At 55.6% G+C, this 17,352-nt stretch carries 17 protein-coding genes; all 17 read left to right on the top strand.

Annotation, left to right across the window (positions count from 1 at the left end):
- Nucleotides 1-202 precede the first annotated feature (202 nt).
- Nucleotides 203-1,657, top strand: a complete 1,455-nt coding sequence (locus tag BLW59_RS01305) for an aminotransferase class I/II-fold pyridoxal phosphate-dependent enzyme (RefSeq protein ID WP_029544242.1) — start codon at nt 203-205, stop codon at nt 1,655-1,657.
- A gap of 4 nt (nt 1,658-1,661) precedes the next feature.
- Complete coding sequence (speE, locus tag BLW59_RS01300) at nt 1,662-2,522, top strand: polyamine aminopropyltransferase (protein ID WP_029544240.1); 861 nt, start codon at nt 1,662-1,664, stop codon at nt 2,520-2,522.
- The gene (locus BLW59_RS01295; RefSeq protein WP_074695468.1) at nt 2,519-3,778 is read left to right on the top strand and encodes a saccharopine dehydrogenase family protein; all 1,260 of its coding nucleotides are present in this window, start codon (nt 2,519-2,521) and stop codon (nt 3,776-3,778) included. Before speE ends, BLW59_RS01295 begins: the two co-directional genes overlap by 4 nt.
- Nucleotides 3,779-3,787: 9 nt before the next feature.
- A complete protein-coding gene (gene nspC, locus BLW59_RS01290; RefSeq protein WP_074695555.1) occupies nt 3,788-4,957 on the top strand; it encodes a carboxynorspermidine decarboxylase in 1,170 nt (389 codons plus the stop codon).
- Complete coding sequence (gene aguA, locus BLW59_RS01285) at nt 4,954-6,075, top strand: agmatine deiminase (protein ID WP_074695466.1); 1,122 nt, start codon at nt 4,954-4,956, stop codon at nt 6,073-6,075. The genes nspC and aguA overlap by 4 nt, the downstream gene beginning before the upstream one ends.
- 10 nt (nt 6,076-6,085) lie before the next feature.
- Nucleotides 6,086-6,961: an N-carbamoylputrescine amidase gene (gene aguB, locus BLW59_RS01280; RefSeq protein WP_074695464.1), complete on the top strand. Its 876-nt coding sequence runs from the start codon at nt 6,086-6,088 to the stop codon at nt 6,959-6,961.
- Nucleotides 6,962-7,074: 113 nt separating this feature from the next.
- Complete coding sequence (locus BLW59_RS01275; RefSeq protein WP_074695462.1) at nt 7,075-8,031, top strand: alpha/beta hydrolase; 957 nt, start codon at nt 7,075-7,077, stop codon at nt 8,029-8,031.
- Between the two features lie 4 nt (nt 8,032-8,035).
- Nucleotides 8,036-8,494 (top strand): D-aminoacyl-tRNA deacylase, encoded by a 459-nt coding sequence (gene dtd / locus BLW59_RS01270; protein WP_074695460.1) that lies wholly within the window; start codon nt 8,036-8,038, stop codon nt 8,492-8,494.
- Nucleotides 8,491-9,171 (top strand): hypothetical protein, encoded by a 681-nt coding sequence (locus tag BLW59_RS01265; RefSeq protein ID WP_074695458.1) that lies wholly within the window; start codon nt 8,491-8,493, stop codon nt 9,169-9,171. Before dtd ends, BLW59_RS01265 begins: the two co-directional genes overlap by 4 nt.
- On the top strand, nt 9,168-10,103 hold the full coding sequence (locus BLW59_RS01260) for a YitT family protein (RefSeq protein WP_029544228.1): 936 nt from the start codon (nt 9,168-9,170) through the stop codon (nt 10,101-10,103). Before BLW59_RS01265 ends, BLW59_RS01260 begins: the two co-directional genes overlap by 4 nt.
- Nucleotides 10,104-11,348 (top strand): aminopeptidase, encoded by a 1,245-nt coding sequence (locus BLW59_RS01255; RefSeq protein ID WP_074695456.1) that lies wholly within the window; start codon nt 10,104-10,106, stop codon nt 11,346-11,348.
- 41 nt (nt 11,349-11,389) lie between these two features.
- Nucleotides 11,390-11,956: a peptidylprolyl isomerase gene (locus tag BLW59_RS01250; RefSeq protein ID WP_029544224.1), complete on the top strand. Its 567-nt coding sequence runs from the start codon at nt 11,390-11,392 to the stop codon at nt 11,954-11,956.
- The gene (locus BLW59_RS01245) at nt 11,957-12,205 is read left to right on the top strand and encodes a GIY-YIG nuclease family protein (RefSeq protein ID WP_217634593.1); all 249 of its coding nucleotides are present in this window, start codon (nt 11,957-11,959) and stop codon (nt 12,203-12,205) included.
- 50 nt (nt 12,206-12,255) lie between these two features.
- A complete protein-coding gene (gene greA, locus BLW59_RS01240) occupies nt 12,256-12,726 on the top strand; it encodes a transcription elongation factor GreA (protein ID WP_029544221.1) in 471 nt (156 codons plus the stop codon).
- 21 nt (nt 12,727-12,747) lie between these two features.
- Nucleotides 12,748-14,265 (top strand): lysine--tRNA ligase, encoded by a 1,518-nt coding sequence (lysS, locus tag BLW59_RS01235; RefSeq protein WP_074695454.1) that lies wholly within the window; start codon nt 12,748-12,750, stop codon nt 14,263-14,265.
- Between the two features lie 151 nt (nt 14,266-14,416).
- Nucleotides 14,417-15,103, top strand: a complete 687-nt coding sequence (locus tag BLW59_RS01230; RefSeq protein WP_029544217.1) for a Crp/Fnr family transcriptional regulator — start codon at nt 14,417-14,419, stop codon at nt 15,101-15,103.
- 57 nt (nt 15,104-15,160) lie between these two features.
- Nucleotides 15,161-17,272, top strand: a complete 2,112-nt coding sequence (gene ccsA, locus BLW59_RS01225) for a cytochrome c biogenesis protein CcsA (protein WP_074695452.1) — start codon at nt 15,161-15,163, stop codon at nt 17,270-17,272.
- Nucleotides 17,273-17,352 lie beyond the last annotated feature (80 nt).

Genomic DNA, 17,352 nt, shown 5'->3' with positions numbered 1-17,352 from the left:
TTGCCTCGCTATTGATGAGATAATTTTATCCAAGAAGTGTAACTTTGTCAACTGCTGGTGAGGAAAAATTTTTGTGGAGAGATAAAACGCATGTATATTTATGCTTGCTTAATATGTTGAGAAACTGTAAAATTTTAAGAGCGATTAACGCAGTAATGTAAATAAGTAATGATTGTCAGGGTATTCATCTCTGGAGGGAAAAATGGATCGTATCAAGCAACATACAGCGCCGGTTTACGAGGCGATGCTGGAACTTCGCAAAAGGCGTGTGGTTCCTTTCGATGTGCCCGGGCATAAGCGCGGCCGCGGCAATCCCGAACTTGTGGATTTCCTGGGTGAGAAATGCGTGGGCGTGGATGTCAATTCCATGAAGATGCTGGACAACCTGAGCCATCCCGTCTCGGTCATCCGGGAGGCAGAGGAACTGACGGCAGATGCCTTCGGCGCCCAGCATGCCTTCTTCATGGTGCACGGCACCACCTCCGCGGTGCAGGCCATGGTGCTGGCCACTGTGCGGGCGGGGGAGGAAATCCTGCTGCCCCGCAATGTGCATAAGAGCGTTATCAATGCGCTGGTGCTATGCGGCGGCATACCCGTGTATGTGCCGGTACGGGTCAATCACACCATCGGCATTGCCACTGGCATGGCTCTCTCTGATGTGGAGCGGGCCATCAAAGAGCACCCCAGGGCCAAGGCCATCTTTGTCAACAATCCCACTTACTATGGCATCGCCTCCGATTTGCAGGGCATCGTGAATCTGGCTCACGCAGCCGGCATGAAGGTGCTGGTGGACGAGGCCCATGGCACCCACCTGTATTTCGGGGATAATCTGCCCATCTCTGGCATGGCAGCCGGGGCAGACCTGGCTGCGGTGTCCATGCACAAATCCGGCGGCAGCCTCACCCAGAGCTCCATCATGCTCTGCGGCAAAGGCGTGGATGCGGAATACGTGCAGCAGATTATCAACCTCACCCAGACCACCAGCGCGTCCTATCTCCTGATTTCCAGCCTGGACCTTTCCCGCCGGAATCTGGCTCTACATGGCCGGGAATCTTTTGAAAAGGTCAGCTCCATGGCGGAATATGCCCGTACGGAAATCAATGAGATAGAGGGCTTCTATGCCTATGGCAGGGAGCTTATCGACGGGGATAGCGTCTTTGACTTTGATGTGACCAAGCTGTCCATCTTCACTCAGGGCATCGGCATGACGGGTATCGAGGTCTATGACATGCTCAGGGATGAGTACGATATCCAGATTGAGTTTGGGGATATCGGCAATATCCTGGCATATATTTCCATCGGTGACCGCATCCAGGATATCGAGCGCCTGGTGGGGGCACTGGAGGACATTGCCGACCGCTTCGCCAAGGACAAGCGGGAGCTGTACTGCGGCGAATTCATTGCGCCGGAACTGGTCATGAGTCCCCGGGAGGCCTTTTATGCCCAGGGAGAGAAAATGCCCCTGCAGGAAACCGTGGGGCGCATCGCCGGGGAGATGCTCATGTGCTATCCGCCGGGAATCCCCATCCTGACTCCGGGGGAGCGCATCACAGAGGAGATTCTTGAGTACATCGAATACGCAAGGGAAAAGGGCTGCTCCCTGCAGGGAACCCAGGATCCTGAATGCCGGGAAATGCGCATTTTGACGGAGGTTTGACCTAATGGAAATATGGTTTTCACAGATGGATACGGAAAACGTCAAGACATCTGTGCGAGTGGACAAGCAGCTTTTCTCCAAACAGAGCGAGTATCAGCGCATAGATGTGTTTGAATCCCGGGAGTTTGGCAGGATGATTGTGCTGGACGGCGAAATCATCTTTTCGGAGGCTGACGAATTCATCTATAACGAGATGGTGGTGCATGTGCCCATGGCAGTGCACCCCCAGGTGAAGAATGTGCTGATCATCGGTGGCGGCGATGGGGGCGTGGCGAAAGTCCTCACCCAGTACCCGGAAATCGAGTCCATTGATGTGGTGGAGCCTGATGAGATGTTCATCGAGGTTTCCCGGGAGTATTTCCCTGAGACTGCCAAGGGCTTTGATGACGAGCGGGTCAAGATCACGAATATGGACGGCCTGCGTTTCCTGCGCCGCTGCCGTGACAAGTATGACCTGATCATCAACGACTCCACGGACCCCTTCGGCCATACGGAGGGGCTTTTTACCCGGGAGTTCTACGGCAACTGCTACCGTGCCCTGCACGATGACGGCATCATGGTCTATCAGCATGGCAGCCCCTTCTATGATGAGGATGAGGCAGCCTTCCGGGCCATGCACCGCAAGGCATATCAGAGCTTTCCCGTGAGCCGCGTCTATCAGGCGGGCATTCCTACCTGTCCGGCGGGCCTCTGGATGTTTGGCTTTGCGTCCAAGAAGTATCACCCGCTGAAGGATTTCAACGCCAAGCGTTGGAATGAGAGGAATCTCACTACCTGGTATTATACGACCCATTTGCATAAGGGAGCCTTCATGCTGCCCAAGTATGTGGAAGATATTCTTTCAGAGGAGGAAATGAAAAAATGAGCAAACTGATGATTATCGGCTGCGGCGGCGTGGCCAGCGTAGCTATCCACAAGGTGTGCCAGAATGACGGTGTCTTCGACGAACTGATGATTGCCAGCCGCACGGTCAGCAAGTGTGACGCTTTGAAAGAGAAGTTACAAGGGCAGACTAAGACCAAGATCACCACGGCCCAGATTGATGCCGACGATGTGGAGGCACTTACCAAACTCATCAAGGAATATCAGCCTGATGCTGTGCTTAATGTGGCTCTGCCCTATCAGGATCTCACCATCATGGATGCCTGCCTGGCTGCCGGGGTGGACTATATCGACACGGCCAACTACGAGCCGGAGGATACGGAAGACCCGGAGTGGCGCAAGATTTATGAGAAACGCTGCCAGGAGCTGGGGTTCTCCGCTTATTTCGACTATTCCTGGCAGTGGGCTTATGAGGAGAAGTTCAAGCAGGCAGGCCTTACGGCTCTGCTGGGCACGGGCTTTGACCCGGGGGTGACTTCGGTCTTTGCCGCCTATGCCAAGAAGCATTATTTCGATACCATTGACACCATTGATATCCTGGACTGCAATGGCGGTGACCACGGCTATCCCTTTGCTACGAACTTCAATCCGGAAATCAACCTGCGGGAGGTTTCCGCCCCCGGCTCCTATATGGAAAATGGCAAGTGGATTGAGATTCCTGCCATGAGCATCAAGCGCGAGTACGATTTCGAGGGTGTGGGCAAGAAGGACATGTACCTGCTGCACCATGAGGAAATCGAGGCCCTGGGCCGCAATATGCCGGAAGTCAAGCGCATCCGCTTCTTCATGACCTTCGGGCAGAGTTATTTAGACCATATGCGCTGTCTGGAGAATGTGGGCATGCTCTCCACTACGCCCATCAATTACAACGGCCAGGAAATCGTGCCTATCCAGTTCCTCAAGGCCCTGCTGCCGGATCCGGCTTCCCTCGGTCCCCGTACCAAGGGCAAGACCAATATCGGCTGCATCTTCACGGGCAAGAAGGATGGCAAGGAACGCTCCATCTACATTTACAATGTCTGCGACCATCAGGAATGCTTCAAGGAAGTGGGTTCCCAGGCTATCTCTTACACCACGGGCGTGCCTGCCATGATTGGCGCCATGCTGGTGGTTACCGGCCAGTGGAAGAAGCCCGGTGTCTTCACCACTGATGAGTTCGATCCGGATCCGTACATGGAAGCCCTGAACAAATGGGGCCTGCCCTGGCAGGTGGAAGAAAACCCGGTGCTGGTGGACTGATTTATGGCAATGAAATTAGACAAGGTGCCTACTCCTGCCTATGTGGTGGACGAGCAGGCACTGGAAAATAATCTGCGGATACTTCGGGAAGTCAAAGAGGCGGCAGGCTGCAAGATCCTGCTGGCTCAAAAGTGTTTCTCCATGTTTGCCGAGTATCCCTTGATTGCCAAATACCTGGACGGCGCCACCGCCAGCGGTCTCTATGAGGCCCGGCTGGGCCACGAGGAAATGGGGGGGGAGAACCATGTGTTTTCCCCGGCCTATCGTCCAGAGGAAATTGAGGAAATCGCCTCCATCTGCGATCATGTCATCTTCAATTCCTTTGCCCAGCTGCGCCGCTTTGGGGCCAGGGTAAAAGAAATACAGGCAAAGCGCGGTGTTCAGCAGGGCATTGGCCTGCGCATCAATCCTGAGTGCTCCACCCAGGACCATGCTATCTATGACCCCTGTGCTCCCGGTTCCCGTCTGGGCGTGACGGCAGAGGACTTTGAGAGGGCAGTGGAAGCCGAGCCTGAGCTGTTTGAACAACTTGACGGCCTCCATTTTCACACCCTCTGCGAGCAGGACAGCGATGCTCTGGCTGAAACTCTCAAGGCCGTGCAGGAGCGCTTTGGCCGCTGGCTGCAGGCAGATTCCATTCACTGGCTCAATATGGGGGGCGGCCATCATATCACCCGCAAGGATTATGATAGGCAGCTGCTGATTGACCTTATCAGGACAGTGAAGGACAAGTATGCGGTGGAAGTCTATCTGGAGCCCGGGGAGGCGGTGGCTCTCAATGCAGGTTATCTTGTCACCGAGGTGATGGATATAGTTGAGAATCACGGTGTAAGGACTCTGATTCTCGATGCTTCCGCTGCCTGCCACATGCCTGATGTGCTGGAAATGCCCTATCGCCCGCCCTTGAAGGATTCTGGCGAAGCAGGGGAGAAGGCTTACACCTACAGGCTTTCCTCCTGCACCTGCCTGGCAGGGGATATCATCGGCGATTATTCCTTTGATAAGTCCCTTGCCCCGGGTGACAGGCTCTATTTTGAGGATATGGCCATTTACTCCATGGTCAAGAACAACACCTTCAACGGCATGGCCTTGCCCGCCATCTGGAAGATGGATGACGCAGGGGACTGTACCCTGGTGAAGAAGTTTGGCTATGAGGATTTCAAGGGAAGATTGTCATGATGATTACCGATACCACACCAAAGGCAGATGGTTTCCATATGCCGGCAGAGTTTGCCCCCCATGAGGGCACCTTCCTGATCTGGCCTGTGCGTCCAGGCTCCTGGACCAATGGTGGCGCAGATGTGCAGCCCATCTTTGTGGAGCTGATCCGGGAGATTTCCGCTATGGAGGAGCTTTACCTGCTGGTGGATGGGGCGCATCGCGCCCCGGCAGAGGCCATGCTGAAAGACCTGCCTCAGGAGCATATCCATTATCTGGAGATTCCCACCAATGATGCCTGGGCCAGGGATATGGGGCCTACCTATGTGGTCAATGGGCAGGGCCAGCGTCGAGGCATCAACTGGCGCTTCAATGCCTGGGGGGGCGATTTTGACGGTCTTTACCCTGATTATGAGCTGGATGATGCGGCGGCGGTGCAGATGTGCGCGGCCTTGGGCGATGATATCTACGATGCAGGTGAATTCGTGCTGGAGGGCGGCTCCATCCATGTGGACGGGGAAGGTACTGTGGTAGTGACCGAAGCCTGCCTGCTGTCAGAGGGCCGCAATCCGCAGTTGTCCAAGGCACAGATTGAAGAGAAGCTGCTGGACTATCTCGGCGCGGAGAAAGTCATCTGGCTGCCCAGGGGCATTTACAATGACGAGACCAATGAGCATGTGGATAATGTCTTTGCCTTTGTGAAGCCGGGCGAAGTTGTACTGGCCTGGACAGATGACAAGTCTGACCCGCAGTACGAGCTGAGCAGGGCAGACTTGGAGGTTTTGGAGCAGGCCACAGATGCCAAAGGGCGCAAGTTCAGAATCCATAAGCTGCCTATCCCTGAAAAGCCTGTCTGCATCACGGAGGAAGAAGCCAATAGCTTTGCCTTCGAGGAAGGCGAGGACAGGCGGGAGCCGGGTGAGCGACTGGCGGCCAGCTATGTGAATTTCTATCTTTGCAATGGCAAGGTCATCGTGCCGCAGTTTGGTGATGTGAGGGACGAAGAAGCTTTGCGTATCCTGCAGGATTGTTTTCCGGAGCGCAGGGTGGTGCCCCTGCAGGCGCGTTCTGTCATAGTGGGGGGCGGCAACTTCCACTGCCTGACCCAGCAGATTCCCCTGGCAGGTCAGAAGGAATAGAGGTGAAGCTATGCGAGAGGTAACCGTGGCTGCCATCCAGATGCAGATGGCGGCAGAGGTCAGTGAAAATATCCGCAAGGCTGAAAAGCTGGTGCGGGAAGCCGCAGGGCTGGGGGCGCAGGTAATCCTGTTGCCTGAGCTTTTTGAGCGTCCCTATTTCTGCCAGCAACGACAGTATGAGTTTTACGCTTTTGCCACGGCTTTGGAGGATAATCCTGCCGTGAGGCATTTTCAGCCTATAGCTAAGGAACTTGAAGTTGCTATGCCCATCAGCTTTTACGAGAAGGACGGCACCCGTCTCTTCAACAGCATTGCCATGCTGGATGCGGATGGCTCTGTTTTGGGGGTCTACCGCAAGACACATATTCCCGATGACCATTATTATCAGGAGAAGTTCTACTTCACCCCGGGCAATACGGGGTTCAAGGTCTGGGCTACCCGTTATGGCAGGATAGGCGTGGGCATCTGCTGGGACCAGTGGTTCCCCGAAGCCGCCCGTACCATGGCCCTGCAGGGGGCTGAGATGCTGCTTTACCCCACGGCCATTGGATCTGAGCCCATCCTGGACACCGACAGTATGCCTCATTGGCGCCGCTGCATGCAGGGGCACGCCGGCAGCAATCTTATGCCTGTTATTGCGGCTAACCGGGTGGGGGTGGAAAAAGTGGAGCCTTGCGAAGAAAATGGCGGGCAGTCCTCTTCCCTGAATTTCTATGGCTCGTCCTTTATCACAGACAATACTGGTGGTATTATCGCTGAGGCTAACCGCACGGACGAAACGATTCTGACGGCCAGCTTCGACCTGGAGCGTCTGGAGAAAGACCGCCTGAGCTGGGGACTTTTCCGCGACCGCAGGCCGGAGATGTACCAGGATATAGTGAAGTAGAGAGCAATGAGTAAAGCCTTCCTCTGGCGGGGAAGGCTTTTTAATGCTCGTCTATTTGTTAAACATCCCTATTTGCGTTATAATGTGTACTATCGACGAAAGGGGGCGGATGGATGAAGAAAATATTGATTTCCTGCCTGCTGACAGCCGTGGTCATGACCGTTTCTTTTGTGCTGGGGGCGGGTTATTTTATTGGCAATTATCTGGTTTCCTTTGGCCTGGAACGTGGCACCTTTGGGGGACATACGGAGCCGCCCCGGGCCTTTGCCCTGCTGATGCCGCCGGAGAGCCGTAAGTATGACAGGCCGGATTACCTCAGCGAACCCTGGGAACTGCAGTCTGAGGATGGGCTGCACCTCACCGCCACTCATTTTTCACCGGAGGAAAGTTCCAATAAGTGGGTGATTGTGGCTCATGGCTACGGCTGCAACCAGACTAATTCATATTATATAGCAGAAAACTATCTAATGATGGGTTACCATGTGCTGACGCCTGACCTCAGGGCTTCCGGGGAAAGCCAGGGGCAGTTTCTCACTATGGGGTATAAAGAAAGCGCGGATGTGACTGCCTGGGCAGGGCTGATAGCCATGCGCTATCCTGAGGCCCATATCGTGCTGCACGGCGTTTCCATGGGAGCCGCCACGGTGATGCTGGCCTCTGATGATGAGAACCTGCCGGCCCAGGTGGTGGCCTGTGTGGAGGACAGCGGCTATACCAGCGCCTTTGACCTTCTGGCTCATCAGATGAAGGATTCTTTCGGACTGCCGCCCTTCCCGGCCATGAACCTCCTGGACTGGCGCTGCAGGGAAGTGGCCGGCTTCAGCCTTAATCAGGCGGTACCTGTCCAGGCGGTGAAAGATTCCAAGGTGCCCATGCTCTTTATTCACGGGCTGAAGGATACCCTGGTGCCTCCTGCCATGGCGCAGGAGCTCTATGATGCGGCTGTGGCTCCCCGCAAGGAGATCCTCTTCATCGAGGAGGCTGTCCATGGGGCTGCCAGCCAGACGGGACAGGAGCAGTATTTCAAGACCATCAGGGATTTTGTGAAGCCCTATATGACGAAAGGATAGATAAATGAAAGCAGTAGTTACGCGGGTGAAGTCAGCCTCTGTCACCATTGAGGGAAAAGTGGAAGGAGCTATCGGCCAGGGCTATCTGGTGCTGCTGGGGGTAGGCCCGGAGGACTCCGAGGCTGAGGCTGATTATCTGGCAGAGAAAATAGTGCACCTGCGGGTCTTTGAGGATGAGCAGGGGAAGATGAACCTGAACATCGAGCAGGTGGGGGGAGACATCCTGGTCATTTCCCAGTTCACCCTCTATGCTGACCTCAGCAGCCGTCGCCCGGGCTTTTCTCATGCGGCGCCGCCCTCCTTGGCAGAGCCTTTGTACAATTACTTCATGGCAAAGCTGGAAGAATTGGGGTTCCCACCCCAGCATGGCAGCTTTGGAGCGGATATGCAGGTGGAGTCCATCAATGACGGGCCCGTTACTCTTATCTTTAACACTGAGGAAATGAGGAATAAGAAGAAATGATGAAAAAGTTGGCAGCAATTCTTGCTGTGGCAGCCTGCCTGGGGATAGCTGCACCATCTGAGATTGCCAATCCTGCCTGCTTTGGCACAGCTGAAGCGGTCAAGTCTTCCTTGCAGGACAGTGACTTTGGCTACAAAGGACTGAAATTGGGGGACGAAATTTCCCAGATGCTTGATATCCTGGGGGAACCTCTGTTTGATAAAGAACAGACGGTACAGGGAGTACCTTTGACCATCTACGAATATCCTGAGGTCAGAGTGGGGATTGTTAAAGCCACAGGCAAAGTGGCAGATATTGCCCTGTCTGGCAGAGATTATACCCTGCGCCATAATGTGCGTCAGGGGGCGACTTCCTACTGGCTGGAGAAAACCTATGGCGAGACGGAGCGTCAGTGGCACGGGGGCGTGCCATATTTCATCTATGAACGGCCTGGTCATGCCCATGAGCATTTGCTCTTTGAACTGGATGTGGAGAAGTGGCATCTGGTGAGCGCCCGTATTACGGCTCTGCCGCTTACGGACGAGGAAGCAGACCGCATGGCCATCGAGGGCGCTGACATTGAAGAGGGGCTGGAAGATGCAGCCTTGGCTGAGAAGCTGGGAGCGAAGGAAATTGACATTTCAGCGCTGCCACAGGAGGAAGTCCCTCAACTCAGAATAGGAGGAAAGGCTGAATGATACAGCTGAAGATGCTCGAACACCGGCTTTTGCGGTATCTTGGTATCTCCCTGGGCTGCCTTATTGCCAGCTGTTCCATCAACCTCTTTCTGGTGCCTGCGCACCTGCTGACAGGCGGCGCCACGGGCATTGCCATCATTGTCTACTACCTGAGCCATCTGCCCATAGGCTTGCAGACCTTTCTTTACAATATCCCGCTGCTTCTGGCGGCCTGGAAGACCTTGGGCAGGGGCTATACCTTCGACGTCATCATAGGCACGGCTATCTTTTCCTTCTTCCTGGATTTCACCAAACCGCTGAATGCCTATGCACCTGTCAATGACATCATGCTCTCAGCTATTTTCGGCGGTGTCTTCAACGGCATCGGCTACGGCATAGTCTTCCGCATGAACGGTAGCACCGGCGGCTTTGACATCATCGGCGCCATTGTGAAGAAGTATTACTCCCTGAATATGGGAGGCGTAATCTTTGCCTTCAACTGCCTGATCATGGCGGCGGCGGCTTTCCTCTTTGGCGTGGCGCCGGCCATGTTCACCCTGATCTGCATGTACATGAATGCCAATGTGACTGACAAGGTCATAGCGGGCTTCAATAAGCGCAAGGCAGTGCTCATCATCTCCGACCAGGCCCAGCATATAGCCGAGGGCATCATCACGGAGGTGGGCCGGGGGGTCACCTTCCTGCACGGTCAGGGGGCCTTTACCCGCCGGGAACGGAATGTGGTGTTCGTGGTAGTGAATCTTACCCAGGTATCCAAGATAAAGCTGATAGCCAACCTCTTTGACCCCGGGGCCTTCATGATTGTCATTTCTGCCAACGAGGTCATGGGCCGGGGCTTCAGCACGCCGGGGGTGGACATCGAAGAAATGCTGAAGCGCAGGAAGAAGAAAATGGAGCAGGAGGCGCTGAAAAGCGCAGAAAGGAAGCAATAGATGGAACAGGAACTGCTGAAAAAATATGCCAGGCTGGTGGTCAGAGTAGGGGTGAACCTGCAGGATGACCAGATCCTGGTCATCAATTCCCCCCTGGAGTGTGCAGAGTTTGCCCGCCTCATTGCGGCCGAGGCCTTTGCGGCAGGCGCCCATGATGTGGTGGTGAGCTGGGGAGATGAAGAACTGGCCCGCATCCGTTATGCGGGTGGCAGGAAGGAAATCTTCACGGAGTTCCCTGAGTGGAGAGTGCGCTTCTATCAGGATTATGCAGAACAGGGAGCGGCCTTTGTGTCCATTGCTGCCCGCAATCCTGAGATTTTCAAGGATATCGAGCAGGAAAAGCTCACTCTTTCCGCCCAGGCGGCGGGGGCGGCTCTCCTGGAGTATCGCGCGCGCCTTATGAACAATGAGAACACCTGGTGCGTGGTGTCCGTGCCTACGGCAGGCTGGGCGAAGAAGGTTTTCCCGGAACTGGGCGAGGAAGAGGCCAAGGCCAGGCTCTGGCAGGAAATCTTCCGCACGGTGCGCATTGAGCCGGAGACAGACCCGGCTGAGGCCTGGAAGGAGCATATCGCTACTTTGCAAAAAGCGGCTGAGTTCCTGAACAAGCAGAACTTCAAGGCTCTGCACTACAAGAACAGCCTGGGCACAGACTTGACCGTAGAACTGCCGGAGGGCCATATCTGGGCAGGGGGAGCGGAGAAAGCCGCCACGGGAGTGACTTTTGCCGCCAATATGCCTACGGAGGAAGTCTACTCCCTGCCCCTGCGGGAGGGCGTGAACGGCACGGTTTACGCCTCCAAGCCCTTGATTTACAACGGCAACCGCATTGAGAATTTCCATCTGACCTTCAAAGAGGGACGTGTGGTGGACTTCGGGGCGGAAGTTGGAGAGGAAACTCTGAAGGAACTTATCAATATGGACGAGGGTTCCCATTATCTTGGCGAGGTGGCCCTGGTGCCCTATGATTCACCCATCTCCAACAGCGGCATCCTCTTCTACAACACCCTCTTCGACGAGAACGCCGCCTGCCATCTGGCTCTGGGCAAGGCTTATCCCACCTGCCTGGAGGGCGGGGAGAAGATGGACAGCGTGACACTGCTGCAGCATGGAGTGAACGATTCCCTGGTCCACGAGGACTTCATGATAGGCACCGCTGACCTCTCCATTGTGGGCATTACCCGTGAGGGGGAGAAAGTGGAGATTTTCAGAAACGGCAATTTTGCCCCCGGAGTTCTTGACTAATTTAGGGAAACTATTGAAAAAACCTCAGGAGGTAAGGTAAAATGAAAAAGATAATGATTTTGGCCCTGGCGCTCATGCTCCTGCTGACTGGCGGGTGCCTGGCCCAGGCGGACAATAATGGAGGCACGAAGAAAGTGGCAAACCGCATCGCAGTTTTTGAAACCAATCTGGGAACTTTTGAAATCGAGCTTTTTGAGGACAAGGCACCGAAGACCACCAAGAACTTCATTGATCTGACGGAGAAGGGCTTCTATGACGGCATTATCTTCCACCGCGTCATTGACGGCTTCATGATCCAGGGCGGCGACCCCACGGGCACCGGCATGGGCGGCCCTGGCTACACCATTGATGATGAGTTCGGTGACGGCCTCCGCCACAGCAGCGAGGGTATCCTCTCCATGGCCAATGCAGGCCCCAACACCGGCGGCAGCCAGTTCTTCATCACTTTGGACAAGACTCCCTGGCTGGACGGCCATCATGCAGTCTTCGGCAAGGTCGTGAAGGGCATGGATGTGGTGAAGAAGATTGGCAAGGTCAAGACTGACTTCTCCGACCGCCCCCTGGAGGACGTGGTGATGCAGAAGGTCACCATCAAAGAGGCGGAGTAATTGCCGGCCTTCACTTATATGCTGGAATGCGGGGACGGCAGCCTATATGTGGGCTGGACCAATGACCTGGAAAAACGCATCAGGACCCATCAGGCGGGGCAGGGAGGCAAGTACACCCGGTCCCGCCTGCCTGTCCGTCTGGCATATTTCGAGGAACTGCCGGATAGGCACACGGCCATGAGCAGGGAATGGCACTTGAAGCGCCTTACCCACAAGCAAAAGCTGGCACTCATTGACAAGGCCAAATAAACTCCGTATACTAAATAAGTTAATCTATATTAGAAAAAGGGGCGTTAAACATGGCAGACAAGAAAGTCATGCTGACCGAAGACGGTTATAATAAACTGGTAGAAAAGCTCAAATACATGAAGGAAGTGCGCCGCATGGAGGTGGCTGACCGCTTGAAGGCAGCTATCGCTCTGGGCGACCTTTCCGAGAACTCCGAGTATGATGATGCGAAAAACGAGCAGGCTTTCCTGGAAGGCGAGATCCAGGAGCTGGAGAACAAGATTCGCAACTCTGAGATCATCAAGGCTGGCAGCGGCGACGTGGTGCAGATGGGCAGCAAGGTCGTGGTGAAGGACCTGGAGTATGACGAGGAGGACACCTTCATGCTGGTGGGCTCCACCGAGGCAGACCCGGATGAGGGCAAGATTTCCAATGAGTCTCCCCTGGGCAGCGCTTTGCTGGGCCAGAAGGTAGGAGCTACCGTGGATGTCCACGCTCCCGCAGGCGTCATCAAGTATCAGATTGTGGAAATCAAGGGCTAATAGATAGGAGCATTTGAGCATATGTCAGACAAGAACCAGCAGGCTCAGGCAAATGAGTCTACTCAGGATATCGGCGCCCTCATGAAGGTGCGCCGTGACAAGATGGAGGCTTTTCGGGAGATGGGGGTGGCCCCCTTCGGCCACCGCTTCGAGGTGAGCGCTTACGCCCAGCCCCTGAAGGAGAAGTATGATTACTTGCAGGAGGATGAAGAAGGCGAAGAGGAAGTGACCATCGCCGGCCGTCTCATGGCTATCCGCGGCCATGGCAAGGCTTCCTTCTCCGTGCTGAATGACCGCACCGGCAACATCCAGATTTACTTCAAGCTGGATGTGCTGGGTGAGCAGAAGTACAAGGAAGAGTTCAAGCGCCTTGACATGGGTGACATCATCGGCGTCAAGGGCCATGTGTTCAAGACCCGCCGTGGTGAAGTCACTGTGCGTGTGGAGGACTTCGACCTGCTGTCCAAGTCCCTGCGTCCCCTGCCGGAGAAGTTCCACGGCCTGAAAGATGTGGATGTGCGCTATCGTCAGCGCTATCTGGATCTCATTGTGAATCCCGAGGTGAGGGACACCTTCCGCAAGCGCAGCCAGATCATCAAGTCCATCCGCAGCTACCTGGATGAGCGCGACTTCCTGGAAGTGGAGACCCCGGTGCTCTCCACCATTGCCGGCGGCGCTGCAGCCCGTCCTTTCGTCACCCATCACAATGCCCTGGACATCGATCTCTACCTGCGCATTGCTACGGAGCTCAGCCTGAAGCGCCTGGTGGTGGGCGGCATGGACCGTGTGTACGAAATGGGCCGTGTCTTCCGCAACGAGGGCATGGACGTGCGCCACAACCCTGAGTTCACCTCCATTGAGATTTATCAGGCTTTCGCTGACTATACTGACCTCATGGACATCACTGAGGGCATTGTCTGCAATGCAGCACAGGCTGTATTGGGGACTACCAGGATCAACTATCAGGGCGTGGATATCGACCTGGCCAATGTCAAGCGCATCAGCATGAATGATGCAGTGAAGGAAGCCACGGGCAAGGACTTCATGGCCTGCCAGACCGTGGAAGAAGCCCGCAAGCTGGCTGATGAGATTGGCGTGGCCTACGAGGAGCGCCATGGCATCGGCGGCATCCTCAACGAGGCTTTTGAGGCCAAGGTGGAGGAGAGCCTGATGCAGCCCACCTTCATCACCGGCCATCCCACGGAGATTTCTCCTTTGGCCAAGCGCAATCCGGAGGATCCCCGCATTACGGACCGCTTCGAGTTCTTCATCTATGGCCGTGAGCTGGCCAACGGCTTTACGGAGCTCAACGACCCCATCGACCAGGAAGGCCGCTTCCTTGAGCAGCTGAAGCAGCGTGAGGCTGGTGACGATGAGGCCCATGTCATGGACCGCGACTTCATCACCGCCCTGGAGTATGGCCTGCCCCCCACGGGCGGCTTAGGGATAGGCGTGGACCGTCTGGTGATGCTGCTTACCGACGCACCTTCCATCCGCGACGTGCTGCTGTTCCCGACTATGAAGCCGGTGGCAGAGTAAGGCAAATTGCATAAGGCTGACTGAAAGAGAGCCTGCCCTTGACCTGAATGGTCAGGAGCAGGCTTTTACTATGTGCAAATAAATTGCAGGGAATTTTCGGGAATGATAGAAATAGTAACTATGATGAAATTTACGCAAGGGAGAGCTGCCTATGAACATGAAGGATCTGCACTTGGCGGAGCTTTCTGTTTTCTCCGGCCTGACCATGGGGGAAATACAGGAGTTCATCCAGCATACGTCGGCAGTGCTGAAGCATTATGGCAAGAAGGAAAGACTGCTGGAGGCCTACGAGAAAAATGATCAGCTGGGGGTTATCGTGACGGGAAAGGCCCAGATCCTCACGGAAGACTGGCTGGGCAATGAGAACGTGGGGCACAGCCTGGAGCGGGGAGCCCTGGTGGGGGTGACCTCTGCCATCCTGTCTTCGGAGTACAGTGGCAGTGCTGTGGAGGCCATCAATGAGATGAAAGTTCTCTGGATTCCTTACAAGTCCCTGCTGATTGCCGGTCCGCGACTGGGGCGCATCCATGGCATTGTCATGAAGCATATCCTGGAAGCCTTGGCCAGGAAGAACTTCCTCATGGTGGAGAAGATGGAGGTGTTGTCGAAGAAATCCCTGCGGGAGCGCATCATCATCTATCTCCTGCAGAGGGAAAAGCGGCAGAAAAATGAGCAGGTGGCGGTGCCCGGACGGGTGCAGCTGGCCAAAGAACTTGACTGCAACCGCAGCGCCCTGACCCGGGAAATCGGCCTGATGCAGGAAGAAGGGCTGCTGGAAACAGGTCCGGACTGGCTGCGGCTCATAAAGTCCCGGGTACTGGGGCGGGATATCGTTTGAAGCAAGAGCATCAGAAAAATTTCAGCAATATATCAATTCAGCATTGGAGGAATATATATGGCAGGGGCTGCGAGCCTGGGATTTACTTTGGCCTTTTCCTTACTGGCCGTGTTCGTGTGTGCCTTCCGCAGGAAGGCCGGGGAGAAGTGGGGGGCTTATCTGGCCTGTGGGGCCTTGGGAGGAACGGCTGTTGCTAGTGTCCTCCTGATGGCTGCCATCTTCCAAAATGACTTCGGTCTGGAGTATGTGGCAAATTACTCGTCAAAGGATTTGGATCCGCTGTACAAGTTTTCTGTTTTCTGGGCAGGGCAGCAGGGCTCCTTCCTACTGTGGCTGCTGATCCACGCCCTGGTGGGCGGGTATCTGGCCTGCAGGAAGAAGCTGGCGCCCCAGGGCATGGCGGTGTATATGCTGCTGCAGGCCCTGCTGGCTGTACTGGTGCTGGGGAAAAGTCCCTTCCTGCCTGTGGCGGAACTCATGGAAGATGGGGTGGGGCTGAATCCCCTGTTGCAGGACCCCTGGATGGCCATTCATCCGCCCATTATCTTCATTGGCTATGCCCTTTTGGCAGTGCCCTTTGCCTACGGGGCAGGAGCCCTTTGGCAGGACCCGAAGGATGATGGCTGGCTGGAGCCTGCCAGGAAATGGACCCTCATAGCCTGGGCTTTTTTGGGAGCGGGCATTTTCATTGGCGGCTACTGGGCCTACAAAGTGCTGGGCTGGGGAGGATACTGGGGCTGGGACCCGGTGGAGAACTCATCCCTGGTGCCCTGGCTGCTGGCGGCTGTGCTGCTGCATTTGCTGAAGGTGGCCAAGGTTCGTCCCAATGTGCGCGTCATGGCACACCTGGCTGCCATCTTCACTTACTCTTTTGTGCTTTATGGCACATTTTTGACCCGCAGCGGCATCCTGGGGGATTTTTCCGTCCACTCCTTCAGCGGCACCAGCATCGGCCTATTGATTGCGGTGGTGAATGCCCTGGTGCTGATGGCCGCCCTTTGCCAGCTTATTTGGAAGCTGAAGGAACTGCCCCAGGGGGAAATCTATGAGGGCTATGGCAACCGGGAATTCCTGCTTTCCCTTGGCATGCTGCTCCTGGTCTTTATGGCGGTGATCATCTTCCTGGGCATGTCCATGCCCCTGCTTACCCAGCTGGCAGGCAAACCTGCGGCGGTGGATACGAATTTCTATGTCAGGACGACCCTGCCTTTGGCCGTGGCCATGCTGGCGGTGCTGATCTGCTGCTCTATGCGGGGCTATGGCGGCAGCCGTCTGCTGCAGGGGCAGAAGATGAAAATGGCTTTGGCCGGGTGCTTCGTGCTGGGAGCGGTCCTGGCCCTGGCAGCAGGTGTCAGGGGAATCCTGCCCTTGCTTCTGGCTGGGACAGCCTTGCTGGGAGTGGGAGCTTCTGTCCTGGGATATCCCCGCAGCGGCCTCAGACTGGGAGGAACCATTGCCCATGTCGGGCTGGGGCTGGGGCTTCTGGCCATCGTGCTTTCCGGCAGCGGCAGCCAGACTCTTTCGGAAGAGTTCCAGGCAGGAGAGACCAAGAGCCTGCTGGGTCATGAAATCACTTATAGGGGACAGGACTTTGCGGAAGATGGCAAAGGGAAGGCCTATGTGTATGAGGTGGACGGGCAGGAAGTCCGCGCCCACACCAAGCTGCACTCAAATGGTTCTGATGCCGCCAGGGAGCCAGCCATCTATAAATCCTTGACAGGGGATATCTATATCGCTCCCACGCCGCCCCAGGAAACGGGGGTGGAGGAACTGACCCTGAAAAAGAAGCAGATTGCCCTGGCAGGAGAGGAGGCATATCTGCTGGAAGATGTGGAGGCCGAGGAGGAGCCCGGGGGACGCCTGAGGCTTACGGCAGAGATTTCCGTGACAGACGGGGATGTGGTTGATACCATAAGGCCCGTTATAGAGGTATCCCAAAACCGCACGGGAAATTCCCAGCCGGTGAGCGTGCTGGAGGGCAGGAAGCGCGTGCGGCTGACAGGCATGACTGAAGATTACAAGAAGGTGCGCCTGGAAATCCTGCCTTCCCTGGAAGAGGCTGAAAAAGCTGCAGTCACCGCTTCCGTCAGCACAAAGCCCTATATCTGGCTGCTCTGGCTTGCCTGCACAGCCGTGACTTGCGGCTGTCTGCTGGCAGCAAAGAAATAAGCAAGAATAGTGTGCCGCCTCGTCCATTGTGGACGGGGCGGTACATTATTATGTGCGGAGTTTGTTGTTCGTACTTGCCA

The organism is Selenomonas sp. KH1T6, assembly GCF_900108415.1.
GTDB lineage: Bacteria > Bacillota > Negativicutes > Selenomonadales > Selenomonadaceae > Selenomonas_B > Selenomonas_B ruminantium_A.
The sequence above is the reverse complement of the archived record's forward strand: the minus strand, read 5'-3'. Positions and strand labels throughout refer to the sequence as shown.

Coding starts and splice junctions, on each gene's coding strand:
- ccsA (WP_074695452.1), top strand. CDS start 15,161: ATGGCAGGGGCTGCGAGCCTGGGATTTACTTTGGCCTTTTCCTTACTG.
- BLW59_RS01255 (WP_074695456.1), top strand. CDS start 10,104: ATGGAACAGGAACTGCTGAAAAAATATGCCAGGCTGGTGGTCAGAGTA.
- aguB (WP_074695464.1), top strand. CDS start 6,086: ATGCGAGAGGTAACCGTGGCTGCCATCCAGATGCAGATGGCGGCAGAG.
- BLW59_RS01230 (WP_029544217.1), top strand. CDS start 14,417: ATGAACATGAAGGATCTGCACTTGGCGGAGCTTTCTGTTTTCTCCGGC.
- aguA (WP_074695466.1), top strand. CDS start 4,954: ATGATGATTACCGATACCACACCAAAGGCAGATGGTTTCCATATGCCG.
- BLW59_RS01305 (WP_029544242.1), top strand. CDS start 203: ATGGATCGTATCAAGCAACATACAGCGCCGGTTTACGAGGCGATGCTG.
- BLW59_RS01250 (WP_029544224.1), top strand. CDS start 11,390: ATGAAAAAGATAATGATTTTGGCCCTGGCGCTCATGCTCCTGCTGACT.
- greA (WP_029544221.1), top strand. CDS start 12,256: ATGGCAGACAAGAAAGTCATGCTGACCGAAGACGGTTATAATAAACTG.
- dtd (WP_074695460.1), top strand. CDS start 8,036: ATGAAAGCAGTAGTTACGCGGGTGAAGTCAGCCTCTGTCACCATTGAG.
- lysS (WP_074695454.1), top strand. CDS start 12,748: ATGTCAGACAAGAACCAGCAGGCTCAGGCAAATGAGTCTACTCAGGAT.
- BLW59_RS01275 (WP_074695462.1), top strand. CDS start 7,075: ATGAAGAAAATATTGATTTCCTGCCTGCTGACAGCCGTGGTCATGACC.
- BLW59_RS01295 (WP_074695468.1), top strand. CDS start 2,519: ATGAGCAAACTGATGATTATCGGCTGCGGCGGCGTGGCCAGCGTAGCT.
- BLW59_RS01265 (WP_074695458.1), top strand. CDS start 8,491: ATGATGAAAAAGTTGGCAGCAATTCTTGCTGTGGCAGCCTGCCTGGGG.
- BLW59_RS01260 (WP_029544228.1), top strand. CDS start 9,168: ATGATACAGCTGAAGATGCTCGAACACCGGCTTTTGCGGTATCTTGGT.
- nspC (WP_074695555.1), top strand. CDS start 3,788: ATGAAATTAGACAAGGTGCCTACTCCTGCCTATGTGGTGGACGAGCAG.
- speE (WP_029544240.1), top strand. CDS start 1,662: ATGGAAATATGGTTTTCACAGATGGATACGGAAAACGTCAAGACATCT.